Here is a 25,425-nt window from a genome sequence, read left to right as displayed (position 1 = left end):
ATTGTTAAATATTAGATAAAGTGCCTGATTTATAGGTGTATACACCTCTTTCAACTCATCCAAAGAAGCAATTTCAACGTATCTTTACTATAACAAATCTTTAATCATGCACAATCAGTATTGTAAAGTCGGTACGGTAACTCCAATCACAAGTGGAAACCACGCTATCAACGTTTTAAGGTTCAGATATCAAAGCTTCATGGAGAAAGCTTCAGATGCTACCTACATAAACACCAATTTAGGTGAGTTCTTTAATCGTAAAGCGCAAGAATTAAAGAAGGTACTTGATAGCCTGTCCTAACCGCAATTCTCACCTCTGTAAATAGTTTTCCATCTCCTTTTGAAGCTTTAATGCTTCTTTTCTAGCACTTTGGTCAAACTTTTCATCTTTGGATGCATAAAGTATACCCCTAGATGAGTTGACCAACAATCCTATTTGGTCGTTCATCCCATATTTGCATACCTCCTCTAAACTACCTCCTTGTGCTCCAACTCCGGGGACAAGAAAAAAGCTATTTGGTACTATCTTCCTAATTTCTGCCAAATAAGAAGCTTTAGTAGCTCCAATTACATACATTAAATTTTCTGAATTCTTATACCGACTCGAAGTTAAAAGAACTTCTTTATACAGTTCTTTCTGTTCCAGCATCCTTGTTTGAAAATCGAAAGCCCCTTCATTAGAGGTCAAGGCCAGAAGAATCGTGTGCTTATCTTCAAAAGTCAGAAATGGTTCTACAGAATCCTTGCCCATATAAGGGGCAACAGTTATGGAATCAAAGTTCAAGGTTTCAAAGAAAGCTTTGGCATAACGGGTAGATGTGTTACCGATATCCCCTCTCTTCGCATCGGCTATTGTGAAAATCTCAGGATGATTTTCATTTAGATAGGCCATGGTTTTTTCCAATGCTTGCCATCCTTGTAGTCCATAAGCCTCGTAAAATGCAATATTGGGCTTGTAAGCTACACATACGTCGTGTGTAGCATCAATTATAGCCTTATTAAACGAAAAAATAGGGTCTTCCTCTTCCAATAAGTGTAAAGGAATCTTATCAAGGTCCGTATCCAGTCCGATACAGAGGAAGGATTTTTTCTGCTTAATCTGATTTACTAGAAATTCTGTGGTCATTTAGAATATCTCTGAGGCCTCCTTCAGTTTTTCAGTATTTTCAACTAACATCAACTCATCTATTATTTTCTGAACATCGCCATTGATAATGTTTTGTAAATCATATAAGGTTAAACCAATGCGATGGTCAGTAACCCTACCTTGAGGGTAGTTGTATGTCCTAATCTTGGCAGAACGGTCACCACTACTTACCTGTGAATTACGTTTGGCAGCATCTTCTTCTTGCTTCTTGGCCAATTCCAAATCATAGAGTCGTGAACGAAGCACTTTAAAGGCTTTCTCCTTGTTTTTATGCTGAGATTTTTGGTCCTGACATTGCGCGACCAATCCCGTGGGCACGTGAGTAAGTCGTACTGCAGAATACGTTGTATTTACAGATTGCCCTCCAGGACCTGAAGAACAGAAATAGTCAATTCGAACGTCTTTGGGGTCTATTTGCACATCAAAATCCTCAGCTTCCGGAATTACCATTACAGTGGCGGCGCTGGTATGCACTCTTCCTTGGGTTTCCGTTTGAGGTACGCGCTGCACCCTATGTACTCCAGCTTCAAACTTCAAAGTCCCATACACGTCTTCACCAGATACTTCAAAATGGATTTCCTTGTACCCCCCACTGGTCCCTTCGTTTAAATCGATGATATTGGTTTTCCAACCTTTGGATTCGCAATATTTTGCGTACATGCGATACAAGTCCCCAGCAAAAATACTGGCTTCATCTCCTCCGGTTCCTGCTCTAATTTCCATCACCACGTCTTTTTCATCTTCTGGGTCTTTTGGAATCAAGAGAAACTTTATCTCCTCCTCGAGCTTGGGCAATGCTTCCTTGGCCTCATCCATTTGCATTTTGGCCATTTCTACCATTTCGGCATCGCTTCCATCCGCAATAATCTCCTCAGCTTCTGTAATATTATTGGTCAATTCTACGTACAGTTTGCGTTTGTCCACCAATATTTTGAGGTCTTTGTATTCCTTGTTGAGCTTTACATATTTTTTTTGGTCAGATATGATATCGGGCTGAATAATCAAATCCGAAACCTCATCAAAACGTTGCTTAACAATATTCAGTTTATCGAGCATAAATCAATCTTCGTTGAAGGCACGAAGTTACAATTTTTGATGGGATTGTTTTCTTGCTTATAGAACCCTTAGTTCCCCACAAAAGTGGTGCCCAGGGTAACAATGGAAGCACTAAGTCCATTGCTTCTATCGTATTGGTTGAATCGTACATCTATACTTTTCAATCCAAAACTCAAGATTTGGGCCTTGCCCAGGATGTCCTTGTACTGGACTCCTATTCCATATTGATGCGCATCATAGTCGGACAAATCAAAATCGGAAGTGTAAAACTCAAAAGTGGATAGTGCCACTTCCTTAGGAAAGAAATAATCCGCCGCAGTTTGGTTGTAATAACGATAATTGGGATATACGGTAAACTTATCGGACAATTTAATAGGTGTTTCAATACTGGCCGTATGAGAGACAATACCCCAATCATCCCAGTAAAAACGATAATATGAACGGAGTACGACAAAATCATTCAGGTAATAGTTTAACCTTCCTCCCAAGGGTAGTTTCAATCTGCTGTCAGGTAAGCGCTCCACATCATCCGCTAGTTGGAAGTCATCAATGAAAAAGTCGTCAACATCGCCAAAGTAAACTCGCTGGAAAGGAGTGCTCAACAAACCGTTCTGAGAAACTACATCAGCAAACAAGGCCCCCTGCAATCGTTTGCTCAATATTTGGGAAAAATTAAGTGAAACCGAATATGAATTCCGGTTTTCGCTATCAAACTCTGTAAACACTGGGTTATAAACCCCATTCCCTTCTATCCTATCATCAAAAAAACCACCGCGCAGCTCAATGGGATAAATTGCATCCCACTTATCCAAAAACACTCTTGCCGAAACCGTGAGCTCTGTGTTCTTTTGATTGAAAAGTCGGGTATAGCTCCCTCCAAAACCAACAGACACATAGTCATACTCATTGGAAAAATACCCATTAACACTCCAAATGGAATTTCTATCATCCGAGCTGTGTTGATAGGTGGGGTTGATATAAACGAGCTGGTCTCTTCTAGATTCTCCGGATGAAGCATCAAAAGGAGTCACATTCAAATTTGTACCATCCAGGGGGTTTACATTACTTGAAGAAGCTGATGTATATGCAGAAAGGCCAACATCCACGGTTAGGATGTCATTTTCGTTCATAGGCAATCGCAATACCACTGTGGATGTAGCATCTGTAAGCTCCTCAGTTCCTTCACCACCGGTTACCGCTGCATTATCTCCATCTTGGGAGTAATAACTGAAGAGGAAATCTATCTCACTACTTTCGAGAACTCTTTTCGTGTAGGTAGCATCGGTCTGTTGTGCGGAAAGCCATCCCGAACAAAGAAAAAGTAGAAACCCAAATACCTTTTTTGGAGTTAATGCCATGTTTATTTAGTTACACCCGCAACCTCCACCGGTTTTACCTCCATTGGCCCCTGCGGATGCTTCTCGATATATTTGAAAATTGGTTTCAAAACGTTCCATACCCTTGGCGCCCAATTGCATCTCCGTGTCGTTCAAGTAAATCATATCATACTCCCTTACCGCAACACATGAGCTTGAGAAAATAAAAACCAACACCAAAACAACCAGTATCCGCATATTCTTAAAGTTATTGATTTTGTTCGAAAACCACACCAGAGCTTTTGTGTATTTTGTTCTCGGAATCGACCACGACCGCTTCTACACCGTCCAATTGATTTATCATGTGCAAGCCTGTATCTCTCCCCATAACAAAAACTGCAGTGGCCAAGGCATCACAGAGTTCCACCTTTTTTGCAAAAATGGAAACACTATTTACTCCAGATGTTGGGTATCCCGTTCTTGGGTCGATGATGTGGGAGTATTTCTTTCCTTGAAACACAACATATTTCTCATAATTACCAGAGGTAGCCACCGAAGATTCAACAACAGGTAGCCAACTAAACACTTTTGATTTATCCAAAGGATTGGAGATACCTACCATCCAATTGCCACCATCTGCTTTGGTCCCCCAAGTGGTTAAATCCCCCGAAGCATTTATAATACCCGCTTTTACTTGTTTAGAAACCAATAATTCTTTTGCCTTGTCAGCGGCGTATCCTTTTCCAATAGCTCCAAAACCAATTTTCATACCTACCTGGGTAAGAAAAACTGTTTGGTTTTCGTTGTCCAACTTAATTCTATCATATCCAATCTTGGTGACAGACTGCGTGATTTCATCATGGCTTGGCATCCTGCTCATGCTTCCATCAAACCGCCAAATTTTGTCAGCGGAAGCATACGTTATGTCAAACGCTCCGTCCGTTATCTCAGAAACACGAACAGCGCGGTCGATTAAACTAAAAAGCTCTTTTGATACTTTTACGGGCTTAATTCCCGCGTTTCGATTGATTAAAGAAGTTTCTGAATTCTCGTCCCAGGAGGAAATCATCTTTTCAATACGCTTGATTTCCGAGACAGCTTCGTCAATATTGATATAGCCAATATCCTCGTTTGGGGCCACAACCGTTATTTCAAAACGTGAGCCCATCAATTCCAACGCCTTTGTTACCGAAACATCATTGCTTTCCTGAGCCATACCCCCGAACAGCGACAGAAAAAAACTGACTAGGAGTATGTTGGAAAGTTTCATTTTAGGTAACCATTAAAAAGATCTAAGTATTTTTCTGGGGATTTTCTCTTATCAAATCCAGTCTTTCCCAAGATAGATTCATTTTTGTCCAATACCACTACCAAAGGAAAGTAACCCTTTGGGTTATACTTCTCTGCTAGACCTTTATTGTCATTCAATTTCTCCTGAGAAAGTGAGTTCTTCTTTTTTCTTGGGAAATCTGCATTATATAAGACGTAATTATTCGTGGCAAATCCAACAAATTCTTCTGAATCCAGAATTTTTTTCTTGAAACGTATGCATGGCCCACACCAATCCGAGCCTGAAAAAACAAGAACTATGGGCTTATCTTCAGTATTGGCTTTGTTCAATGCATTCGTATAACTATCCTCCCATACCTGTGCTTTGGCAGCAAGTCCGAGAAGTAAGCATATCAAGAAAATTCCCTTTTTCATTTTTAGGCCATTAACGTTTCAAATACCCGTAAAGTGTTGTCATCCACCAGTTCCGTATTGAACACTCTTAGTGGATTGGATGTAACGGAATTTAGAGGTGTCCCATCTTGGTCAAATCGAGAACCATGAGTGGAACATCTGAAGATACCTCCATCTTCAGAGATAAAACGTACCTCCTCGGTTTGTTGATGACTACATATTTGACTAGCCGCAATCAATTCGCCTTGAAGGTTGCGAGCTACAACAATATCGGTATAGCCCAAACTTGGATTTGAGCTGACTAAAATGAAACCTCCGTTAGTAGCTAAAGGGGTAGCTTCTGCTGAAGTTAAATCAACTGTGAAATCAACACCATCTGGTTCGGGAAATTGCTCTAAATCTTCTGAATTGGAACATCCATTTAAGCAGGGAAAAGTCAAGGCAAAGGCCGCACCCGCACCAAGACTTCGTAAAAAATCTTTTCTTTCCATAGCGTAATTAAAGGGGTTATTGTTAAAGAACGTGGAATTTGGGCAAATCGTATGCTAATATTCAAACCTACCAAAAGGACTTTCAATCGTGAGCCTTTTACTATTAGATTCTTCCACTCTACCAATAATCTGTGCTTCTACATTGAATTCTTCCGAAATAGATATTATGTGTTCTGCGACTGCGGGCTCTACATATAATTCCATACGGTGTCCACAATTAAAAACTTGGTACATTTCTTTCCAATCCGTTCCGGACTGCTCTTGAATCAGTTTAAACAGAGGAGGAATTGGAAATAGATTATCCTTAACCACGTGTAGGTCATCAATAAAATGAAGAATTTTGGTCTGTGCTCCCCCACTGCAATGTACCATTCCGTGGATTTGGGTATTGGAGTATTTATCCAATATTATTTTGATGATGGGTGCGTAAGTACGGGTAGGTGATAACACCAATTGACCGGCATCCAAGGGAGAATCTGGAACTGCATCCGTCAAACGTGTTTTCCCAGAATATACAAGCTCTTCTGGGACTTTAGCATCAAAACTCTCAGGATAACGCTCTGCCAAATATTTTGAAAAAACATCATGTCTTGCCGAGGTAAGACCGTTGCTCCCCATGCCCCCATTATATTGGTTTTCGTAGCTCGCTTTTCCATAAGAGGCCAATCCAACAATAACATCCCCAGCTTGAATATTGGCATTATCAATGACATCTTCACGTTTCATTCTAGCTACCACGGTTGAATCAACAATGATAGTCCTCACCAAATCACCTACATCGGCTGTTTCACCACCTGTAGAATGAATGGTAATCCCATGTTCGCCCAAATCAGATATCAACTCTTCCGTACCGTTGATAATCGCTGAAATAACTTCGCCTGGAATCAAATTCTTATTTCTTCCAATGGTCGATGAAAGCATGATATTTCCGGTTGCACCTACGCAAAGAAGATCATCAATATTCATAATGAGGGCATCCTGGGCGATTCCCTTCCATACCGAAAGATTACCTGTTTCTTTCCAATACATGTAGGCCAAAGAGGACTTGGTCCCGGCACCATCCGCATGCATAACCATGCAATACTCTGAATCACCTGTAAGATAATCCGGAACTATTTTGCAAAATGCTTTGGGAAATAGCCCCTTGTCAATATTCTTAATCGCATTATGGACATCTTCTTTGGATGCGGAAACACCACGTAGATTGTATCGCTTGCTATTTTCTGAAGACATAAATCAGGTTTGGACAAAAATAAATGAAACAGAAGTAAATGCTGACTTCATTCTGTTATTTGGTAAACAATAATTCCGAGTATTTTGCAAAGGGCCACAAATCATCAGCTATCAGCTTTTCAAGCATATCGGATTGTTCCCGAATCGACTCGAAATACGGTTTCACGTTTGTGCAATACGCCTGCGCCTTTCGGCCAATGGTTGAAAGAGAGTTGGCCCTCTTTCTAGCCGTGGTCATTTCTTCGGTCATTTTCCGGATATCCGTGATATGGTTCCCCACCTGTTCCAAAATATTCAACTGGGTTTCAGCCACTTTCTTATGGGCCGCTCCATAGACTTCCTTAAGACCTTTAATATTGTCCAACAGTTCATTTTGATATCGGATGGCAGCAGGTATTATGTAGTTGTACACCATTTCTCCCAGGACCCTTCCTTCTATTTGAAGCTGAAGGATATATGTCTCCAACTCGACTTCCTGATGCGCCTTGAGCTCAACTTCGCTCATCACATCCATGTCCTTGAACAAGGTAATACTAGTCTTATCGGTAAGGATTTGTACGGCTTCTGGAGTATTTTGGTTGTTACTTAGCTTTCTTCTCTTTGCCTCTTCTTGCCATTCCTTTCCATATCCATCACCATCAAAACGAATGCGCTTGGATGTCTTGATATACTCTCGGAGCACATTGAAGACAGCTTCATCTTTTTTTAGGTTCTTCTTGTTGATTAACGCATCCACTTCCTTCTTAAAATCAGTGAGTTGTTTGGCCACAATGGTATTTAGTATGGTCATGGGCTTGGCGCAGTTGGTCTTTGCTCCCACTCCTCTCATCTCAAATTTGTTTCCGGTAAAGGCAAAAGGCGAGGTTCTGTTTCTATCCGTATTGTCCAGCAAAATCTCAGGAATCTTCCCAACTACATTCAGCTTAAGCTCTGTTTTTTCTTGGGGTGAGAGTTTTCCTTTGGAAACCCCTTCCAGTTCGTCCAAAACATCCGTTAATTGTTTACCAATGAATATTGATAAAATGGAAGGTGGTGCTTCATTGCCACCCAATCTATAGTCATTACTTGCCGAAGCTATTGAGGATCGCAACAATTCTTCATAGGTATCCACAGCCTTGATCGTATTCACAAAAAAGGTCAAAAACTGAAGGTTCTTCATTGGTGTAGTACCTGGGCTTAGTAGATTAACCCCCGTATCTGTGGCCAAAGACCAGTTATTGTGCTTTCCAGAACCATTGACTCCGGCAAAGGGTTTTTCATGAAAAAGAACCATAAAACCATGACGGTCTGCCATTTCCTCCATAACATCCATCAAAAGTAAATTGTGATCTACGGATAAATTAGCCTCTTCATGAACGGGGGCCAACTCAAATTGATTTGGAGCCACCTCATTGTGTCTTGTTTTTACGGGTATACCCAACTTGGTGCATTCCTTTTCCAAATCACTCATAAAACCTAAAGCCCTATTTGGAATCACCCCAAAGTAATGGTCATCCAATTGTTGCCCTTTGGGAGCCCGACTTCCCACCAATGTTCTACCAGCCATGACCAAGTCTAAGCGCGATTGACCCAAAGCTTTGTCCAACAAAAAATACTCCTGCTCCCAGCCCAATGTGGCATATACCTTTCTTACATTTTTATCAAAATATTGGGCAACAGCCGTTGCCGCTTCATCCACCGCATGCAATGCCCTTAATAAAGGGGCTTTATTATCCAAAGCTTCACCCGTATAGGCTACAAAAATTGTGGGTATACATAGAGTGGTTTTATAAATAAATGCGGGTGAAGTGGGATCCCAGGCGGTATATCCTCTCGCCTCAAAAGTATTTCGTATTCCTCCGCTGGGAAAGCTTGAGGCATCGGGTTCTTGTTGTACCAATTGCCTTCCGCCAAACTTTTCCATGGCACGACCATCAGCCATAATATCAAAAAAGGCATCGTGCTTTTCAGCAGTTGAACCGGTTAAGGGTTGAAACCAATGCGTATAATGGGTAGCTCCCATGGATAAGGCCCAAGCCTTCATCCCTTCTGCAACCTGGTCAGCTATTTTACGGTCAATTTTTGTTCCTTGAAAAATTGCAGACTCCACTTTTTCCATGGCTTCCGATGTCAAAAACTGACGCATTTTTTCTTCATTGAATACATTCTTCCCAAAAAGTTCAGAACGTTTTCCTGTTTCCTCTACGGATTTATAGTGTCGTTGACGGCTCTCTGCCAAAGCATCAAATCTCATTATGGTTAAAATTGTTTAGGCGACAAAGCTACAATTAACAATTTAATAATATATGGCAAAAAAATTACTTTTTTCTCAATCAACCCTACACAAAACAGGGGTAACATAAAATATTGACCCCACTTTGTTAATTTACCCCTTTAAAAGGAATATTATTAATTGAAAAATATATTTTTGTCAATCATAAATTTGAGAACAAATAACTACCGGGATTATGAGCAAATCTAAATTAGAGTACATCTGGTTGGATGGTTATACACCGACAGCCAATATGAGAAGTAAGACAAAAATTGAAAAAGACTTTAGTGGAAAACTAGAAGACTGCCCAATGTGGTCTTTTGATGGAAGTTCCACGCAACAAGCTGAGGGTGGTTCTTCTGACTGCCTACTCAAGCCTGTAGCAATTTATCCTGATCCAGCACGTAAAGATGGTTATTTGGTAATGGCAGAGGTATTGAATCCTGATGGAACTCCTCACGTTTCCAACTCCAGAGCAACAATTGATGATGAAAACGATGATTTCTGGTTTGGGTTTGAGCAAGAATACTTCATTATGGATACTGAAACCCAATTGCCATTAGGTTTCCCAATTGGAGGATATCCTGGTCCACAAGGTCTTTACTACTGCTCTGTTGGTGGAAAAAACACTTGGGGCCGTGAATTGGTTGAAAGACATGCAGATTTTTGTCTTGAGGCTGGACTGAACTTTGAGGGTATCAACCAAGAAGTAGCTGCCGGGCAGTGGGAGTTTCAAATTTTTGCCAAAGGTGCGAAAAGTGCGGGAGATCAAATTTGGGTAGCCCGTTACATGCTGGACAGATTGACCGAAGAGTATGGTTTTTACATCGATTATCACCCAAAACCCATTAAAGGGGACTGGAATGGTTCTGGTATGCACGCTAACTTCTCAAACTCTGTTTTGAGAACTGCAGGTAAAAAAGAAACCTATGAAAAGATTTGTGAAGCCTTTAGACCTGTTACCAAAGAACATATTGAAGTATATGGTGAGTTTAACGACCAACGTTTGACCGGCCTTCATGAAACTCAATCCATTAACGAATTCAGTTACGGAGTTTCCGATAGAGGAGCATCAATCCGTATTCCAATCGCAACCGTTGAGAGTGGTTGGAAAGGATGGTTGGAAGATAGAAGGCCAGCTTCCAATGCTGATCCATATAAAGTTGCTGCAAGGATTGTCAAGACTGTAAAGTCGGCAGAAGTATAGGAATAGATAGATTAGTTGTTGATTATAATTAATTACCGCCTCAATGAGTGAGGCGGTTTTTTATTGTCCTGATTTTAAGGGAGTGTTCATCCAATATTCGTCAAAGTTATCTGGGCGAACAATGGGTTGATCTTTGAAAATTGGACTGTTCTTTTTCATTAACAACCCATCTTCGGGAACTATTACAGAATCTATAATTATTTCCTGGGCAAAAAACTCCCTATACTGTTTGTAGTCTTCATAAACGAACTTGTTAAGTACGTTTCCATATTGATCTACAATATTTGAATACTCAAACCGGAAAGAATCTGCTGTAACAGTCTCGTCAGTACTGGTATTTAAATCGAAACTGTTTAAAACTTCATCCATTTCCGTATCATCAGGATAAACAAGAATTCCATCGTGGGTGTTTTCTATCTTCTTAACTGCTGTTTTCCTATTTTCATTTAGAAGTATAACATTTGGCTTGCCATTCTCTACAAGAAATATTGGAGAGTTGTTTGTTTTGATGATAAAACACTTCTTTACCAAATCAAAAATTACGTCTTCAACATAGAAGCGAGTTTTTCTTAACTTAAAAGTGTTATGTAGAGAAAGATAGTTTGGATACATTTTTCCATCATGTTCTTTATACTCGACTGCTATTTCATATAACAATTGGTTGTTTGACTTTTTAGTAACTCTTTCAGACCTTTTACTTCCTGTAAAGTCAAATACCCTATACACCATTTTATGTATGGCATATGAAGATTGGGAAATGTAAATCTCCCCTTCAGCTTGAATATTCCCAATAACTTTACGCTTGGTGTACCCATCAGTAATGGCAGTGGAATTAGATCCCTTTAAGCTGATGACAAACATTTTTTCATCATCCAGTGAAACATCCTTTTCTCTGGATAAGCTATGGTTCTTTACAATATCCTTTTCAAAGACATCTACATAGGAAAATGTCTTTGTCTTATAATTTCGAATAGCATCGTGTATCCGAAGGATATAAAATTCATTTCCATCAAAAGAAAAAAGCTCGGCGTTGTTGATTACTTTGTTTCTGGTCACGTAGTCATAAGGTATATTCGCAACACTATCCCTTTTAAAATCCAAATTTTTGCTATAGTCATAAATTTGAGACTGGGTATTGAGGAAATCATTTTTTTCAAAACCTGAATCAAATACTTTAAGTATAGCCTCATTTAAGTTTAAATACTCATCATTTTTTTCTTGATAATCCCGATAGTATCCAACATAAGAGAATGCTTCTGCAGGATAATTCCCAGGTATCTTCTTGATGGCTCTCTGTATTATCTTTTTTGGCGTAAGTGGTCTCTTTCTTTTTGCTGTCACAGTGGTTTCGAGTAGTTCGAAAACACCAGTTTTCAACATGATTGTGTTTACCCGATTCATCGCTAAATCAGAAAAAGAGATGTCTTTTTTTTCATATCCTATACAGGATATTTCCAGTCCCTCTCCTTCAGTTTGGAATTCTAGAGGAACCCTAAATCCGCCGTCATCATTTGAAATCACTCCAAGATTTTTCCCAATGACCTTTATTGTGGCGAATGGTATTGGTTGTCCGGTCTCCATGTCCACAATTCTTACAAGAAGGAAATCTTCGCTTTGAGAATAAGCCGTGTAACTAATGAGGCAAAAAAGGCCAATTAAAAGAGACTTGTATTTCATTATTGATCATACAATGGTCATGTAAATGAAGATACTATAAATCCCTAATAACACCAATCCATCCCTCCAACCTAAACGAAGGCCTTTTGGGAAGAAAACAAGGGGTAAAATCAAAAATGATATTCCCAGCATCCAGAAAATATCGCTAGCAAGCAATCCTTGATCCAAGACTGAAATGGGGGTAATAATGGAAGTAATGCCCAGTACCGCCAGTAAATTAAAAATGTTGGAGCCTAAAAGATTTCCCAAGGAAATGGCTTTTTCCTTTTTCATTACCGCTATTACTGAAGCAGCAAGTTCAGGAATACTAGTTCCCACGGAAACTATTGTAATACCGATGACTCGATCACTTACTCCCAGAGTGGAAGCCATGCCTACGGCACCATCAATAAGTAATTCCGAACCGCCCCATAAGGCTGTACCACCCAGACCAAGGAACAATGCAGTTTTGTACAACGGTAAAGGAGTATCGTCCTCCGGCATTTCATCGACCACCGCGCTTTTCTGAAAGCGGAGTAGGTAGACTAAAAACAAGAATAAGAATACAACCATTATGATTCCTTCATAACGTTGTAGTTGTCCATCGAAATAGATAAACCCAACAAAAAGTACAGATGCCACCATCATTACCGGCCAATCTGTGGTATAGAAGCTTTTCCGGACGTTAATACTTCCCAAAATCACGGTAACGGCAAGGACCAGCCCCAAGTTGGCAATATTGGAACCAACTACATTTCCTAAAGCTAGGTCGGGAAAACCATCAAGGGCCGCCTTGATACTCACTATCAACTCAGGAGCAGAAGTTGCGAAAGATACGACTGTCATCCCAATAACAATTTTAGGAATGGCCAACCGCAGGGAAAGTGCGACTGCTGCTTTCAGTAACCAATTCCCCCCAATTATCAGCAAAAAAAGTCCTAGAAGTATAAAAAATAGGTTTCCCAAATCCTGAATTTGCAGCAAATATAGACCATGTATGCATCAAAAAATACCGCCCAGAGGAAAAATAAAAACTATCAAAATAGTTAAATAACTATAAAAATAGTTGTTTAACTAAAAAAATAGGAATATGTTTAACCACAAATTTAAAAGGATATGCAAAAATTGACCAACAAGGAAGAGGAAATCATGAAAATTCTCTGGAAATTAAAGAAGGCCTTTGTCAAGGAGGTAATGGTGGAGATGAAAGAAGGCAAACCTCATTACAATACACTTTCTACCATTATTAGAAACCTTGAAGAAAAAGGGTTTGTTGGTCATGAGGTTTTTGGCAACACACATAGATATTACCCCATTGTCAGCAAAGAAAATTACAGAAAGACTTTTGTAAACGCCACAATTGCCGATTACTATGGAAACTCATACAAAAGCCTGGTCTCATTTTTCGCCAAAGAAGAAAAAATATCCGTAGAAGAGTTAAAAGAGATTATAAAACTTATTGAAAATAAAAAATAATGGAAAGCTTTTTTATACTTCTACTTAAATCCTCTTTGATTCTTCTATTGTTTTTGGTTTCATACCATTTCTTTTTGAGAAGAGAGACCTTTTTTACCAGTAACCGAATGTTCTTAATTATTGGATTGACAGCATCATTGATAGTACCTTTTATCACTATTACCAAAACCACTTATGTTCCGAGAGCGACGATGTCTTCGGGAAACTATATGGTCCCATCCGAAATTACTGCCCAACTTGATACTGGAACATCATTGAATTGGCTCAATTTGGTATTGGTGATTTATCTTATGGGTGCGCTGTATTTTGGTTTGAAGTTGCTATTTCAAATTCGAACCATTCAAAACATCAAGAAAAATGGAAAGGTCCACACAGAAGATAATTGCCATCATGTAAGAACTTATTCCCAGATATCTCCATTCTCATTTTTCAAATACATTTTTTACAATCCAAGACATTATTCCCAAAATGAATTGAACACTATTATCAATCATGAAAAGGTTCATGTTCGTCAATTGCACTCCTTGGATATTCTTTTTACGGAAATTATCCTGATTCTTCAATGGTTCAATCCAGTGGTATGGTTTTACAAAAGTGCTTTGAAACAAAATCTAGAATATATAGCCGATTTGGAAGCATGTAATTCCCACCAAAACAAAAAGGAGTATCAATATTTAATGCTAAAACAAGCAACAGGGAATAGCGATATAACCATCGCAAACCCTTTTTTCAATTCAATAATCAAAAAACGAATAGTCATGTTAAATCAAAGTAAATCGAAACGAATCAATCTTTTAAAGCTACTTCTTGTACTACCGTTACTCGGTTTGTTTTTAGTAGGGTTCAACACTGAAGAAATCGTTGAGTTCAGTTATACCAGTCCCAACGAGGAGAGCATAAACAAACCATCTATCTCATTTATAAGTCCTATTAAAGCTTCGGATATCAAAAAAGTATCATCAAGCTTTGGACCTGCTCGAAATCCGTTCACAAAAAAAATGGATTTCCATAATGGAATCGATTTGGTCGCCGAAAGCGGAAAAAATGTTTTAGCAAGCGCCGATGGAAAGGTTGAACTAAGTGCAACAGGCACGGACAATGGAAATTATATTGTAATTAAACATAAAGATTCATACAGTACTAAATACCTTCATTTAAAAGACAGGATGGTAGAAAATGGTGACAAAGTCTCTAAAGGACAGATTATTGGTCATGTTGGGAGTACTGGAAAGTCCACAGGACCTCATCTACATTTTGAAGTGCTTCAGTTCAAAAAACCCTTGAACCCAGAAAGTCTAATTCCTTTTAAAACAACTGCAAGTCGAAATAACGCTAAAAAAACACCTCCCAATCAGCTTTCCAAAACCGAAAAGGATTTTGAGTTTGTCATTGATAAAAGGACCTCAGATTCGGAGCTTTCCGAAAAGAAAGCATATTTAGCAAAAAACGGTATTGATTTCTCCTATACTATAGTTCGTAATAAATCCAAAGAAATTATTGACTTGGCATTTCATATATCTGGAGAAGGATTGAAGGGTAATACCTTCAACAATTCCTATAGCTCATCTAACGATAAGGGAATATCTCCATTAATGGTCTCTATCGATAAAGAACGCAACAAAGTTTTCATTGGGTCTAAGACTTATCAAAGCTCACAAAATACATCCATCGGCTCTAATGGTAATCAAGTTTGGCTTAGTTCTGTTGATGACAATGACATTACAGTGATTTCTGAAAATGAAGGTTTTTTCTTTATAGATACAGATGGAGATAAAGCTCCCCTATATTTTATAGACGAAAAAAAATCAACTCAAAAAGCCGTCAGAGACCTTTCTCCTAATGAAATTGGTTCTATCAACGTGCTAAAAGGCGAAGCTGCGAGAACAAAATATGGCAAAGCAGCTAAGAATGGCGTGGTAGAAATTACTACGAAAGATGAAAAATAGTTGAATTTAGATTTGTCTAAATGAAATAACCCGGTCAAAGACCTGGTTATTTCATTTATGACGTTTCCCTTTTTTATTCTTCCTCACCTATTTTTTGTAAAATGTCAATGTCAGCTTCCACCGTTAGTAAAAGTAAGCTCGTTGCGGTGCAAAAGACAGGACTGGTAATACAATGATGTCCATTCCAGCTTCCGTCTTCATTTTGAATTTTTAAAATTCGCCCACTCATATTATCATACCAATTTTTCCAGTCCTCATCCTTACTAACCAAAAGCGATTCTCCGGTTTGCAGGTAGCTTAAAAATTCTTCTCCGCCGTTATTTCCAAAACCATCTAGGACTTCATCCTTTTGAGCCACTTTTTTGGCGGATTTATATACGTTGTAAGCCGTACCATACATTTGGGCTTCTCCCCTTGCATAACCTATTTCTTCAAGGGTTTCAGCATTAATTTCTGCGTCTTCGCTTAGTTTGCCTTCTGCTTTTGCTTTATCAATATCTGATTTAACCTTTCTCGCTTCCTTGGCACTTGCCCTTACACTACCACTCACAGAATACAACATAATTCCTGCACCATCATCTGTCTTAACAGACCCGTCTTTCTCATTATAATTGTCCTTTTGATATTTTCTGGACTTTTCCAAAATCATTTCATCCACCTCTACACCGGCGGCCTGAGCAGATTCTAAAGCGCTATTGGCCATTCCACTTTGCAATACACCTGCCCAGCCTGCACCTCTTTGTCTACCATCTTCATCGGTCCCCTCTTGAATTCGGGCGATACAGATATCCAAACAAAGTACAATTCTTTTTCGGTCCATACCATCTAAATTCCTTTCCAAAACATTTGAAAGGAACTGCGCTGCTAGGACAGCATCAATATTCTGACCCAGCTTGGTCTGTATTTGGGTATTTCTCACAGATGTAATGTATTTGCCCTCACCTCCATCGCTTTCAATAGTTTCCAACAAAAAGTCTAATGCCTTTTTAAGGTTAGTTGCATAAGTTCCTTTTTCCAACGTCGTACCACTACGAAGTAAAGCCATCCCAACCATAGCTGTTGTAGCAGGGTCTGCTTTTACGGCATGGGAATCTCTAACATGTTGCGCTGAATGGCTTCCCGCTCCATACCCCCCATTGGGCAATTGTGCTTTAGAAAGCCAATCCAGACCGTCACGTACCGCCAATTGTATATTCTCATCTGATTTATAGCGATTAAATCCATTAGATGATTGCTCACCCATTACCGTCATAAATACGCAACCTTTCTCAGGTTGTATCGTTCTTTTAGGCTTTGAAGCGGTCAAAGCTGTGTAGAGTAAAATCCCAGTCCCGATAATCGCAGGAAGAAGTAGGAAATGCATTTTTGATTTCATCTTGTATAGATTTTGAATTTAGGGTGAAAGTAAATCGCATTGCACAACCAAAAAACAAGCATTGAGCTAAGCCTATTTATGGCTGAGCGAACAGGTAAACTTGTCGAGCGAAGACCCTAAACCGGGATTTGTTTTTTTCCATTCATCAAACGAAAAAGCGAAAAAGGCCCCATTTTTAAACGAATGGCCCCTTGGTTTAAGAAAATGCTTCAAAAAACCCCCTTCGATTATTACATTATATAGTTAAAAATGTATTTATGGTTATTTTTTATAACATTTTTCAAGTTAGTCACATATAACTTAACACTTATTCCATTTTTTTTACTACAATCTCGTATTCAATTTCATAGATTTTGATATAATTCTTTGGAAACATGATGATTGTCATTCTATATTCGAATCCGTAACCGGTTAACAACAATAGTATCAACCCTTAAAACATCAAAAAGAATGATTGCCATTGCAAAGTTTTTAGTCAATTTACTTGTAACCCTTATTGAAGTGATATTGTTTTAACTGTGCTCATCACACAGTAAAGAATTAGTCAATAGACCGGTTATTAAAATACATCATCAATCGAAAAATCATCAATCAAAAAACCATCAATCAAAAATCATCAATCAAGTTTGACCAGTCAAAAACGAAAGCACCAGAATAGAGTTCACCAAGAATTTTATTCATTGGTGCTTTTTCTTTTTTATCCGAATTATTTGGAGAAGTCTTGAGAGGTGCTGTAGTTATTTGTATCGGCACTTTGTCACTTTAAACTCCAGAAGATAATTCAGAAAAGAATTGAGAATCTTTTAGCTCCTTTTCTTCTTCCTTGGAGTCTCTTAAATGGCACAATCCTTTTTTGATGCCTATATTTGTATAAATCACCACATAGATAAAATGCTTTACAAGTTTTTGGCCAAATTGAACAAAGTTCTTTTGCCTTCGTTCACCAAAAAAGGGCTAGACCCTGCAAAGGCTTCAAAATTACAATTGGCTATTATAGGGTGGCGATATTATGTGACGACCAGGGCACTGGACAACTAGTACTGCATCAAAGAAGCGACCTCTAGTCCTTCAAGCTTGTCCCTTCCGTTCAAAAATTCCAACGTAATCAAAAAGTTACATTGTACCACTTCTCCTCCTAACTTTTCAATTAGTTTTTGAACCGCCGCTGCTGTACCTCCCGTGGCAAGAACATCATCGTGTACCAATACCCTTTCACCTGGGGATATGGCATCAACGTGAATTTCCAGCTCATCCGTTCCGTATTCCAATCCATAACGTTCACCTATAGTATCGTAGGGAAGCTTACCTTTCTTGCGAACAGGAACAAAACCAGCATTTAATTGCGAAGCCAACATGGGAGCGAAAATAAAACCCCTACTTTCCATCCCCACTACTTTATCCACGTGGTGGTTATTGACCAGTTTCACCAGCTCTTCTGAAGCTGTTTTTAAGGCTTTGGCGTTGTTAAAAAGTGGAGTAATATCTTTGAAAACTATTCCGGGTTTTGGAAAATCGTTGATATCTCGAACGAAGGATTTTAGATTCATCTATTTTGAAGACAAGGTTTTGTAGTAAAGGTAAAAAGAAATATATTTGCAGCCCTTAAGAATTAGGCCTCCTAGCTCAACTGAATAGAGCACTTGATTACGGCTCAAGAGGTTGCAGGTTTGAATCCTGCGGAGGTCACAAGGACAAGGGTTTAAACCCTATCGCGGTCACGAATAGGTGGTTTGAATACTGCCGTGGTCACTAAAGGCAGTTTAAATCCTGCCGAGGTCACTAGGAGGAAACTCCGACTAAAACTAAAACCTTGCAAAATCTATGATTTGCAAGGTTTCGTTGTTTTTGGACTATCATTTTATTTGAATTGATTTGGTTTTAAACGTCAACAAATCGGTCAACAGATTTTTAATCGGTCAACACTGTTGACCGAATAGCTAAAAACGCAAACCATAGTTGATTTGACTTTCATCTTAATGTTTAACCTTAAAGATGACAACTATGAAAACATCGCACACATTTTCAATCCTCTTTTGGATTAATTCTTCGAGAGCAACAAAAGGCAACGCAGAACTATTTGCTAGGGTAACCGTAAATGGCAAACGGGCTAACATCGGATTAAAGCGAAAGGTTCCTATTTCACAATGGGATTCTAAAACCAAAAAGGTCTCTGGAACTGGAGTACCTTCTAAACAAATTAACAATCATATTGAACAGGTAAGAGCTAGGTTGTACGATATATACCAAGAATTGAAATATAAGGATGAGTTTATTACAGCTCAGCTCATCAAAGCCAAATACAATGGTGAGGATGATAATTCGAAAACATTGCAGGAAATTCTAAAATATCACAACCGAAAAATTGAAAAAACACTTGCACCAGGTACAATTCGAAATTTTGGCATTTCAGAAAACTACATAAACAGATTTCTTCAAAAGAAATTAAAGACCTCAGATATCTATTTGAGAAAGCTTGACTATAAGTTTATTTCTGACTTTGAAACTTTTTTGGCGGGGTATTACCCAGCTGGACATCCAAAAGCCATGGGTAACAATACGGTAATGAAACATCTTCAACGATTGAAGAAGATAATAACTCTTGCTTATCATTTGGAGTGGATTGACAAAGACCCTTTTATAAGATGGAAACCTACTTACGAAAGTACACAACGGGAGTTTTTAAGCTCCAATGAGTTATCCAATCTGGAAACGTATCCATTGCCGTTAGAGCGATTAGATAGAGTTCGTGATTTGTTTGTTTTTAGCTGCTATACAGGCATTAGCTATGCAGACATCATCAAATTAACTTCAGATAATATTGTTTTAGGAATAGATGGAAGTAGATGGATTGTGACCAAAAGGCAGAAAACAAAAGTTCCCGTTAAAGTTCCACTTCTTGATAAAGCCGAGATTATTATCGAAAAATACTCTGAACACCCAGTAACATTGATTTCGGAAACACTACTTCCAGTGCTTACCAATGAAAAAATCAATCTTTATTTAAAGGAAATTGCTGATGCCGTGGGTATCAAAAAGAACTTGACCTTTCACATGGCAAGGCATACGTTTGCTACAACGGTTACGCTTTCCAATGGAGTTCCCATTGAAACTGTTTCCAAACTATTAGGTCATACCAAATTGGCTACGACCCAAATTTATGCCAGGGTACTTGATAAAAAGATTAGTGCCGATATGAATAACCTAAGACAAAAACTGAATCATAAAAAAGAAGAACAGAAAGTAAGCTCTAATTAAAAAAATCTTGAAATAGCGATTCGCAAAAAGCTGTCCTGCCTAAAATTGGCAAGAATGAGCTCTGAATCATCGATGTTGGAAAAGATACGTGCCTCTATCTCTGCAGTCCAATTGCTTCCAAAACGACGGGATGCTTCCATACTGAAGATGGTGCTACTTTGTTCCAGGTCTTTGATTCCCCCCAACAGAATGGACGTATCTTGCACATCGTTGAATGCGATTCGACTTCCAAAAAAGATATCATTTTGTAGTGCTGTCAAGGCTAATTCATCCCTTTCGTCATACAGATATTCTCCCAGCACACCAATGTCCAAACCATTGCCGTCAATATTGCTAAATGTGAACTCTAGTCCGGCAGCAAGGGCGAAAAAATCCTGCGCATCGGCGTAGCGATAGATGGACTCTAACTTCCATAAAAAAGCATTGTGGGTAATCTGAAGGTCAAGCCCACTTTGATGTATCACAGGGTAAAATGCATCTATTTCACCCGTTGGGGTAAAGACAAATAAGGGTTCCCTGCCATTGCCATAGAAATGTGACAACCCTATGTCAAAGGCTCCGACATAATGCTTCCATCGAATCGCAACATCTTGCCTCCATTCCTCGGCACCGCTCTCATAGCCAAGGTCGCCCTGGTCGATGACCGTACCAAAACGCAATCGCCCTTCTTCGCCCGGGAATGTTCTTTTTCTATGAAACGGAAGGTAGAAGAAATCAAATGTGCCCAGCTTATTCGTTATCAGGCTAAATTGGACCATTGGTTGACCTAATTTTTCTTCTCCGTCAAAAGTCTCAACGGCATCTGTTTGGTTGATGACATCCACCAAATGATTACTTTCAATAACGCCCCAATAAACTTTCTTCAGCCCAACACTCAATTCCCAGTTATTCTTGGCTTTTTGATAATAGAGTTCTCGGATGTCCCAGTGTGTACGCTCATTATCCCTATCCCATCTAAAGAACCCTTTAAAGTTGATGCTTTGATAGCCCTTGTCCCATTCTGCTGAATATTCAGGACGGAAAGCAATGGATGGATAATGGTCTTCTTGACCTTCAAATTGTGACTCTTCATAAAAGAAGCGATACTCGCCTTCAACTTCAAGTTCTACATCATGGGATACTTTCTTATTTTCTTCTTCTTGTGCATTTAGGCCAAGAATCATAAAAAAGAGGGTAACAAGTAATCCTAGTTTAGAATGTCTTTCCATAGTTATCAATTGTGCCAAATGACCACATTACTGCCACCTTAGAGCATACACTAATGTGGTATTTGGACTTTAAAATTTAAAAGAAAGAAAGGTCAGTGGGGGATTAAAAAGCACTGACCTTTCGACACCAACCATCAATCAACGAAAAAACTAACTTCCTGCTCTTTTGAGTGCCACTTGGGTAAAATCATCGTCTGAAAGTCCTACCCCAAAATTGTAATCACTGAATTCAAGTAAGGTCTCCTTATTACTTTGGTGGTTGACCATATTAAAGGTGCTGGCTCTCCAAAACTTATTCTTGTACAATTTGTAACCGGAATAGGTCAAGGTCTTTAGAAGAGCGTTTTTTCGGTCGTAGAATTCGATTTTTTCAATACGATACCCTTTTTCCTTGTTGTACGAAACTACCCGACGGGTATATCCTGATTTTGGGTCTACAGGGTCTTGTTCCACAATTAGTAGAGGCCCCTCTTCACTGAGGAATTTATAACTATACTTTTCCACTTCTTGGGAAGAAAGGTCTTCATAGGCAAACTCACTGCCCACAAATGGCCCTGATTTGTTATTTGACGAAATACGTTTCACCCTTGCAATGGAAGGCAAATACAGCCACTGGTCGTCACTGCCCACCTTATGGGTGAAAGTAAGTGTGGCTGTTCCCTTTACATCTTTCGGGCTGTTGAACACAATCAAGGATTTGTCACCATCCTCGGTCAATTCGAGAGTTTTGTTTTCCAAATAGCGTTCTGAGGTCTGCCCATTCTTATTCTTTAAGGTCATTTTTAAGGTCACGGTAGAACTCCCGAAACCAAGGTCTGCTTCTTCTGCAGCCTTGGCAATTTGCAAGCCACGTTCCTCTGCAGTTTGAGCATTTCCAAAAGCAACTGCCATAATAAGTGCTATGCTAGATAAAATCTGTTTTTTCATTTGTCTTGTATTTATATAATTGATGATTCTATTATTTGTCTAATTGTATTTCAGGTCTAAGTTCCCGTGCAGAGACATTTTCTTTATTGTCTCTGCTTATCAGTACCAGCAAGGAAGGGAGTAGTAAAAAATCGATGACCAAAGCCGAAATGATTATTATCACAGTGATTTGAGCCATATAACTGTTTAGTGCGAAAGGCGATGTTGATAACACGGCAAAACCTGCAACGAGAACCACGGTCGTTGTAACGAGTGCACGACCTACAGTTTCAAAGGCATATATCACAGCAGCCCTGGAGCTGTACCCGAGTTCTCTACGCGCCCTTAAAAATTTGCTCATAAAGTGTACTGTATCATCCACGATGATTCCGAGTGTCATACTAAACACGATGACCATTCCTGTATTAATGGTTCCCTTGTACAACCACCATAAACCGAAGCCAACCAACACCGGAGCCACGTTGGGAATAATACTGAGTAACCCCAGTTTAAAGTTTCGCAACGCGAGCATCAGTACCAACGATATAAGGATGAGGGCAATGATGTTTCCATTGAACATGCTATCTGCCTGACGGAAATCCAATTTTGAGAACATCAGCGTAGGACTCACTCCAATGGCGTGCATTGGTTCAGGTGTATTGTCCTTTAACCATTGCTCTGCACGTTCAGCAAACGCTACCATTTCAACACTTGAGTTGTTTTCCAATGTTGCGGTAACACGCGTCTCTGATTTGTCCACATTTATTTGATTGTTCAAATCCAACCCAAAGGGCAGGGACAGTTCATATAGCAAAAGGTACTGTGCAGCCTCTTCCCGGCTTGTAGGGACTTTATAATATGATGGGTTATCACCATGCATAGAGCGATTTACTCTTCTGGCGACCTCACTAAATGCATTTACATGCACTACTTCTGGTTGCTCTTCCAACCAATTTTCAAAAGCATTTAGCTTGGCTAAATATTGAGGATTGTTGATGCCGCCGCTTTCTCCACTTCCGACCGAAAACTCTACATTGTAGAAGCCTGTGAGGTTTTCATTGATGAAATCACTGTCCTGACGGAATTTTACCGAGGTGTCGAAATATTCTACAAACTCGTCATTAAAAACATTGAAGGTGGCGATATAGGCCAGTCCGGCAATGATAATCAGTGAGGTTGCCGTAATGACTTTAGGTCTACCCACAACCCAAAGGCCCAAGTTGGTGTACCAACCCAACTTATCCTTTTTCTCAAGTGCCTTCTTTTTGTTCCAAAGCGGGAAAATGGCCATTAAAGCAGGAAGCAATGTCGTGGAATACAAAAAGGCCATGGCCATGCCGAAGGCAACAATGTTACCCAAGTCCCAGAAGGGCGGTACATCACCAAAATTGAAGGTCAAAAAACCGAAGACCGTGGTAATACTTGTTATAAATACCGGCATGAAATTAAGTCGCATGCTTTCTACCAGTGCCTCTTTCTTTCCAAGTCCGTCCTTTCTTACTTTTTGTAAATAGGTAATAAGAATATGAATACTGTCTGCCACTGCAAGTGTCAAAATCATAGTGGGGAAAACAGCCGAGGGTGGGGTAAGCTTAATTCCCAGCAAACCGATAAAACCGAAGGCACTCATGAAAGAAAACATGAAAACCAATAATGTAGATAGCATCGCAAAGAAATTGCGTGTTAGCAAAAGGGTAAGTACAAGCACGATAAGAATCATAAGACCCACCCTGGCAAAATCTTTTTCTGAATGCTCAAAGAAAGCGGCATTCAAAGGGACCAGGCCAGTGGTATAGACGTCAAATTCAGGATGCTTTTCCTGAAAATCACCAATCATTTTTCTAGCAGCGGCTGTCACTTCAGGAATTTCAACTGCACTATCCTCTCCGGGAAGTCGAACCGTTACATTTATGGCCGTAACACTGCCATCTTCATTTATAAGGCGGTCTACCAACAATGGTTCCTTTAGGGCGGTTGCTCTAATCTGGTCGATTTCTGCGTCGGTCTTAGCTGCCGATTCATAGGAAAGGTCATCTACATATAAATCGTCACCTTCAGCACGTGTGTGTTGAAAATTGGTAATGGCATCTACTCTAGAAGAATACGGCGTGTTCCAAGCTTCAGCTGTAAGCTCTTCAATGGCAACCAAATTTTCACGGGTAAATACATTCTTGTTCTTGGGGGCCAGTACAATGACAATATTATCATCTTTGGTGTATTTGTCCTGAAGGGCATCAAAGGCTTCTAACTCCGGATTGCTCTCCGAGAAGAATACGTGATAATCGCCATCAAACTGCATCTTCCCTTGAGAGCCCAAGCCCATTGCCAAAAGTATACAGCCAATGAGGACAAACCATTTATACCTAATTACAAATTCGGCCCATTTTGTAGCGAAGGTGTTACCCGTTTTTTTTATTGCATTCATTTTTATACAGTTTTGGTTTTGTTCTTTTATTGAGTATGACGTTCTAAATTCTCTAAATTGGACATTTTAGTTGACCGGTCAGCTATTATTATCGTATACCCCTTCTATTTTTATATTTGACTGCACACTATTTATAATTGACCAGTCATCTATTAGTGGTGCAAAAAAAATTACGCCCTCAATAAATGTTTTATCATCATTGTAAAATTATCAATGGGGTAACAATCATTCATTTCCTTCATACTAACCATAGCGCCCCTACCTGCATCTTCCATAAAGTTCACTAAATCCAATGCAGCGATACTGTTGTCAATTTCTCCATATTCTTGTGCCAATTCTACCACTTCGGTGATGTGCCCTTTCACTTTCTCCGTCTTATTCTCAATGGCCTTCCGAATAGGTTCGCTATGCTCGCCCATTTCATTGGCCAGATTACACCCCATACACCCCATCTTACAGTTGAACTCTTCCTTAAGGATGTGCGCTCGAAACTCATAAAAATTGATGAGCCGTTGCTTGGGACCTACTCCATTGTTTTGAAGTATTTCGAGAGCTGGTGGAAACATTTGATTAAAATATTTGTCAATAGCCTTCACAGCGAAATCTTCCTTGCTATCAAAATAAAAATAAAAGGAACCCTTAGGCACATCGGCTGCCTGCACAATATCATTAACACTGGTAGCATTGTAACCTTTGCTCCATACGAGCATCATCCCCCTTTCAATGAGATGGTCCATTTTGACCTCGTGCTTTTTTGTTTTAGGCATGCTAATTACAGTTTCTCGGCCAAATAT

23 protein-coding genes and 1 tRNA gene are annotated in these 25,425 nt (G+C 39.4%); 7 read left to right on the top strand and 17 right to left on the bottom strand.

The window, feature by feature from the left end; all coding sequences use genetic code 11:
• Positions 1-106 precede the first annotated feature (106 nt).
• Positions 107-301 carry a hypothetical protein gene (locus tag CLV81_RS11910; protein ID WP_106145347.1) on the top strand — a complete coding sequence of 65 codons (195 nt, stop codon included), beginning with the start codon at positions 107-109 and terminating at the stop codon, positions 299-301.
• A 9-nt stretch (positions 302-310) separates the two neighbouring features.
• Here CLV81_RS11910 and pyrF read toward each other — a convergent pair whose 3' ends face one another.
• The 9 genes from pyrF to CLV81_RS11865 form a co-directional block, all read right to left on the bottom strand.
• The gene (gene pyrF / locus CLV81_RS11905) at positions 311-1,126 is read right to left on the bottom strand and encodes an orotidine-5'-phosphate decarboxylase (RefSeq protein WP_106145346.1); all 816 of its coding nucleotides are present in this window, start codon (positions 1,124-1,126) and stop codon (positions 311-313) included.
• Complete coding sequence (prfA, locus tag CLV81_RS11900; RefSeq protein WP_106145345.1) at positions 1,127-2,203, bottom strand: peptide chain release factor 1; 1,077 nt, start codon at positions 2,201-2,203, stop codon at positions 1,127-1,129. It abuts the gene before it with no gap.
• A 68-nt stretch (positions 2,204-2,271) separates the two neighbouring features.
• Positions 2,272-3,561 (bottom strand): DUF3570 domain-containing protein, encoded by a 1,290-nt coding sequence (locus CLV81_RS11895; protein ID WP_106145344.1) that lies wholly within the window; start codon positions 3,559-3,561, stop codon positions 2,272-2,274.
• A gap of 6 nt (positions 3,562-3,567) precedes the next feature.
• Positions 3,568-3,777, bottom strand: a complete 210-nt coding sequence (locus CLV81_RS11890) for a DUF4266 domain-containing protein (RefSeq protein ID WP_106145343.1) — start codon at positions 3,775-3,777, stop codon at positions 3,568-3,570.
• Between the two features lie 10 nt (positions 3,778-3,787).
• Positions 3,788-4,789, bottom strand: coding sequence for an FAD:protein FMN transferase (locus tag CLV81_RS11885; protein WP_106145342.1), 1,002 nt, complete (start codon positions 4,787-4,789; stop codon positions 3,788-3,790).
• Positions 4,786-5,223, bottom strand: a complete 438-nt coding sequence (locus CLV81_RS11880) for a thioredoxin family protein (protein ID WP_106145341.1) — start codon at positions 5,221-5,223, stop codon at positions 4,786-4,788. The genes CLV81_RS11885 and CLV81_RS11880 overlap by 4 nt, the downstream gene beginning before the upstream one ends.
• 2 nt (positions 5,224-5,225) lie before the next feature.
• Positions 5,226-5,693 (bottom strand): QcrA and Rieske domain-containing protein, encoded by a 468-nt coding sequence (locus tag CLV81_RS11875; RefSeq protein ID WP_106145340.1) that lies wholly within the window; start codon positions 5,691-5,693, stop codon positions 5,226-5,228.
• Positions 5,694-5,747: 54 nt separating this feature from the next.
• Positions 5,748-6,926 carry an AIR synthase related protein gene (locus tag CLV81_RS11870; RefSeq protein ID WP_106145339.1) on the bottom strand — a complete coding sequence of 393 codons (1,179 nt, stop codon included), beginning with the start codon at positions 6,924-6,926 and terminating at the stop codon, positions 5,748-5,750.
• 55 nt (positions 6,927-6,981) lie between these two features.
• A complete protein-coding gene (locus CLV81_RS11865) occupies positions 6,982-9,159 on the bottom strand; it encodes a glutamine synthetase III family protein (RefSeq protein ID WP_106145338.1) in 2,178 nt (725 codons plus the stop codon).
• A gap of 214 nt (positions 9,160-9,373) precedes the next feature.
• Between CLV81_RS11865 and CLV81_RS11860 the strand changes: the two genes are divergently transcribed.
• Positions 9,374-10,384 (top strand): glutamine synthetase beta-grasp domain-containing protein, encoded by a 1,011-nt coding sequence (locus CLV81_RS11860; RefSeq protein ID WP_106145337.1) that lies wholly within the window; start codon positions 9,374-9,376, stop codon positions 10,382-10,384.
• Between the two features lie 60 nt (positions 10,385-10,444).
• Here the strand turns inward: CLV81_RS11860 and CLV81_RS11855 are convergent, their stop codons facing one another.
• A complete protein-coding gene (locus CLV81_RS11855; RefSeq protein ID WP_158259123.1) occupies positions 10,445-11,965 on the bottom strand; it encodes a carboxypeptidase-like regulatory domain-containing protein in 1,521 nt (506 codons plus the stop codon).
• Positions 11,966-12,067: 102 nt separating this feature from the next.
• Positions 12,068-13,006 (bottom strand): calcium/sodium antiporter, encoded by a 939-nt coding sequence (locus CLV81_RS11850; protein ID WP_106147495.1) that lies wholly within the window; start codon positions 13,004-13,006, stop codon positions 12,068-12,070.
• Positions 13,007-13,156: 150 nt separating this feature from the next.
• Between CLV81_RS11850 and CLV81_RS11845 the strand changes: the two genes are divergently transcribed.
• Both CLV81_RS11845 and CLV81_RS11840 read left to right on the top strand, forming a co-directional pair.
• Entirely contained in the window at positions 13,157-13,516 is a 360-nt protein-coding gene (locus tag CLV81_RS11845) for a BlaI/MecI/CopY family transcriptional regulator (protein ID WP_106145335.1), read from the top strand.
• On the top strand, positions 13,516-15,462 hold the full coding sequence (locus CLV81_RS11840; RefSeq protein WP_106145334.1) for a M23/M56 family metallopeptidase: 1,947 nt from the start codon (positions 13,516-13,518) through the stop codon (positions 15,460-15,462). Before CLV81_RS11845 ends, CLV81_RS11840 begins: the two co-directional genes overlap by 1 nt.
• Before the next feature lie 73 nt (positions 15,463-15,535).
• Here the strand turns inward: CLV81_RS11840 and CLV81_RS11835 are convergent, their stop codons facing one another.
• The gene (locus CLV81_RS11835) at positions 15,536-16,837 is read right to left on the bottom strand and encodes a prenyltransferase/squalene oxidase repeat-containing protein (RefSeq protein WP_106145333.1); all 1,302 of its coding nucleotides are present in this window, start codon (positions 16,835-16,837) and stop codon (positions 15,536-15,538) included.
• A gap of 891 nt (positions 16,838-17,728) precedes the next feature.
• Here CLV81_RS11835 and CLV81_RS11830 point away from each other — a divergent pair.
• The gene (locus tag CLV81_RS11830; protein ID WP_106147493.1) at positions 17,729-17,875 is read left to right on the top strand and encodes an SsrA-binding protein; all 147 of its coding nucleotides are present in this window, start codon (positions 17,729-17,731) and stop codon (positions 17,873-17,875) included.
• On the opposite strand, the gene CLV81_RS11825 is transcribed toward CLV81_RS11830, so the two are convergent.
• Positions 17,872-18,384 (bottom strand): adenine phosphoribosyltransferase, encoded by a 513-nt coding sequence (locus CLV81_RS11825; RefSeq protein WP_106145332.1) that lies wholly within the window; start codon positions 18,382-18,384, stop codon positions 17,872-17,874. The two genes, CLV81_RS11830 and CLV81_RS11825, sit on opposite strands and share 4 nt — an antisense overlap.
• Before the next feature lie 65 nt (positions 18,385-18,449).
• On the opposite strand from CLV81_RS11825, the gene CLV81_RS11820 reads away from it, so the two are divergent.
• Both CLV81_RS11820 and CLV81_RS11815 read left to right on the top strand, forming a co-directional pair.
• Positions 18,450-18,523: transfer RNA gene (locus tag CLV81_RS11820), tRNA-Arg, on the top strand.
• A 315-nt stretch (positions 18,524-18,838) separates the two neighbouring features.
• Positions 18,839-20,092 carry a site-specific integrase gene (locus tag CLV81_RS11815; protein WP_106147491.1) on the top strand — a complete coding sequence of 418 codons (1,254 nt, stop codon included), beginning with the start codon at positions 18,839-18,841 and terminating at the stop codon, positions 20,090-20,092.
• Here the strand turns inward: CLV81_RS11815 and CLV81_RS11810 are convergent.
• The 4 genes from CLV81_RS11810 to CLV81_RS11795 all read right to left on the bottom strand — a co-directional run bounded on the left by CLV81_RS11810 (position 20,089) and on the right by CLV81_RS11795 (position 25,398).
• Positions 20,089-21,300 carry a hypothetical protein gene (locus CLV81_RS11810; protein WP_106145331.1) on the bottom strand — a complete coding sequence of 404 codons (1,212 nt, stop codon included), beginning with the start codon at positions 21,298-21,300 and terminating at the stop codon, positions 20,089-20,091. The genes CLV81_RS11815 and CLV81_RS11810 overlap by 4 nt on opposite strands.
• A 150-nt stretch (positions 21,301-21,450) precedes the next feature.
• On the bottom strand, positions 21,451-22,227 hold the full coding sequence (locus CLV81_RS11805; RefSeq protein ID WP_106145330.1) for an outer membrane lipoprotein-sorting protein: 777 nt from the start codon (positions 22,225-22,227) through the stop codon (positions 21,451-21,453).
• A gap of 31 nt (positions 22,228-22,258) precedes the next feature.
• Positions 22,259-24,631: an efflux RND transporter permease subunit gene (locus tag CLV81_RS11800; protein WP_106145329.1), complete on the bottom strand. Its 2,373-nt coding sequence runs from the start codon at positions 24,629-24,631 to the stop codon at positions 22,259-22,261.
• Between the two features lie 170 nt (positions 24,632-24,801).
• The gene (locus tag CLV81_RS11795) at positions 24,802-25,398 is read right to left on the bottom strand and encodes a TetR/AcrR family transcriptional regulator (RefSeq protein ID WP_106145328.1); all 597 of its coding nucleotides are present in this window, start codon (positions 25,396-25,398) and stop codon (positions 24,802-24,804) included.
• Positions 25,399-25,425: the final 27 nt, after the last annotated feature.

The organism is Flagellimonas meridianipacifica, from assembly GCF_003001695.1.
Classification (GTDB): domain Bacteria; phylum Bacteroidota; class Bacteroidia; order Flavobacteriales; family Flavobacteriaceae; genus Flagellimonas; species Flagellimonas meridianipacifica.
The sequence above is the reverse complement of the archived record's forward strand: the minus strand, read 5'-3'. Positions and strand labels throughout refer to the sequence as shown.

Excerpts from the sequence above, each read along its gene's own strand:
- CLV81_RS11910 (WP_106145347.1), top strand. The coding sequence starts at position 107 with ATGCACAATCAGTATTGTAAAGTCGGTACGGTAACTCCAATCACAAGT.
- pyrF (WP_106145346.1), bottom strand. The coding sequence starts at position 1,126 with ATGACCACAGAATTTCTAGTAAATCAGATTAAGCAGAAAAAATCCTTC.
- prfA (WP_106145345.1), bottom strand. The coding sequence starts at position 2,203 with ATGCTCGATAAACTGAATATTGTTAAGCAACGTTTTGATGAGGTTTCG.
- CLV81_RS11895 (WP_106145344.1), bottom strand. The coding sequence starts at position 3,561 with ATGGCATTAACTCCAAAAAAGGTATTTGGGTTTCTACTTTTTCTTTGT.
- CLV81_RS11890 (WP_106145343.1), bottom strand. The coding sequence starts at position 3,777 with ATGCGGATACTGGTTGTTTTGGTGTTGGTTTTTATTTTCTCAAGCTCA.
- CLV81_RS11885 (WP_106145342.1), bottom strand. The coding sequence starts at position 4,789 with ATGAAACTTTCCAACATACTCCTAGTCAGTTTTTTTCTGTCGCTGTTC.
- CLV81_RS11880 (WP_106145341.1), bottom strand. The coding sequence starts at position 5,223 with ATGAAAAAGGGAATTTTCTTGATATGCTTACTTCTCGGACTTGCTGCC.
- CLV81_RS11875 (WP_106145340.1), bottom strand. The coding sequence starts at position 5,693 with ATGGAAAGAAAAGATTTTTTACGAAGTCTTGGTGCGGGTGCGGCCTTT.
- CLV81_RS11870 (WP_106145339.1), bottom strand. The coding sequence starts at position 6,926 with ATGTCTTCAGAAAATAGCAAGCGATACAATCTACGTGGTGTTTCCGCA.
- CLV81_RS11865 (WP_106145338.1), bottom strand. The coding sequence starts at position 9,159 with ATGAGATTTGATGCTTTGGCAGAGAGCCGTCAACGACACTATAAATCC.
- CLV81_RS11860 (WP_106145337.1), top strand. The coding sequence starts at position 9,374 with ATGAGCAAATCTAAATTAGAGTACATCTGGTTGGATGGTTATACACCG.
- CLV81_RS11855 (WP_158259123.1), bottom strand. The coding sequence starts at position 11,965 with ATGGAGACCGGACAACCAATACCATTCGCCACAATAAAGGTCATTGGG.
- CLV81_RS11845 (WP_106145335.1), top strand. The coding sequence starts at position 13,157 with ATGCAAAAATTGACCAACAAGGAAGAGGAAATCATGAAAATTCTCTGG.
- CLV81_RS11840 (WP_106145334.1), top strand. The coding sequence starts at position 13,516 with ATGGAAAGCTTTTTTATACTTCTACTTAAATCCTCTTTGATTCTTCTA.
- CLV81_RS11835 (WP_106145333.1), bottom strand. The coding sequence starts at position 16,837 with ATGAAATCAAAAATGCATTTCCTACTTCTTCCTGCGATTATCGGGACT.
- CLV81_RS11830 (WP_106147493.1), top strand. The coding sequence starts at position 17,729 with ATGCTTTACAAGTTTTTGGCCAAATTGAACAAAGTTCTTTTGCCTTCG.
- CLV81_RS11825 (WP_106145332.1), bottom strand. The coding sequence starts at position 18,384 with ATGAATCTAAAATCCTTCGTTCGAGATATCAACGATTTTCCAAAACCC.
- CLV81_RS11815 (WP_106147491.1), top strand. The coding sequence starts at position 18,839 with ATGAAAACATCGCACACATTTTCAATCCTCTTTTGGATTAATTCTTCG.
- CLV81_RS11810 (WP_106145331.1), bottom strand. The coding sequence starts at position 21,300 with ATGGAAAGACATTCTAAACTAGGATTACTTGTTACCCTCTTTTTTATG.
- CLV81_RS11805 (WP_106145330.1), bottom strand. The coding sequence starts at position 22,227 with ATGAAAAAACAGATTTTATCTAGCATAGCACTTATTATGGCAGTTGCT.
- CLV81_RS11800 (WP_106145329.1), bottom strand. The coding sequence starts at position 24,631 with ATGAATGCAATAAAAAAAACGGGTAACACCTTCGCTACAAAATGGGCC.
- CLV81_RS11795 (WP_106145328.1), bottom strand. The coding sequence starts at position 25,398 with ATGCCTAAAACAAAAAAGCACGAGGTCAAAATGGACCATCTCATTGAA.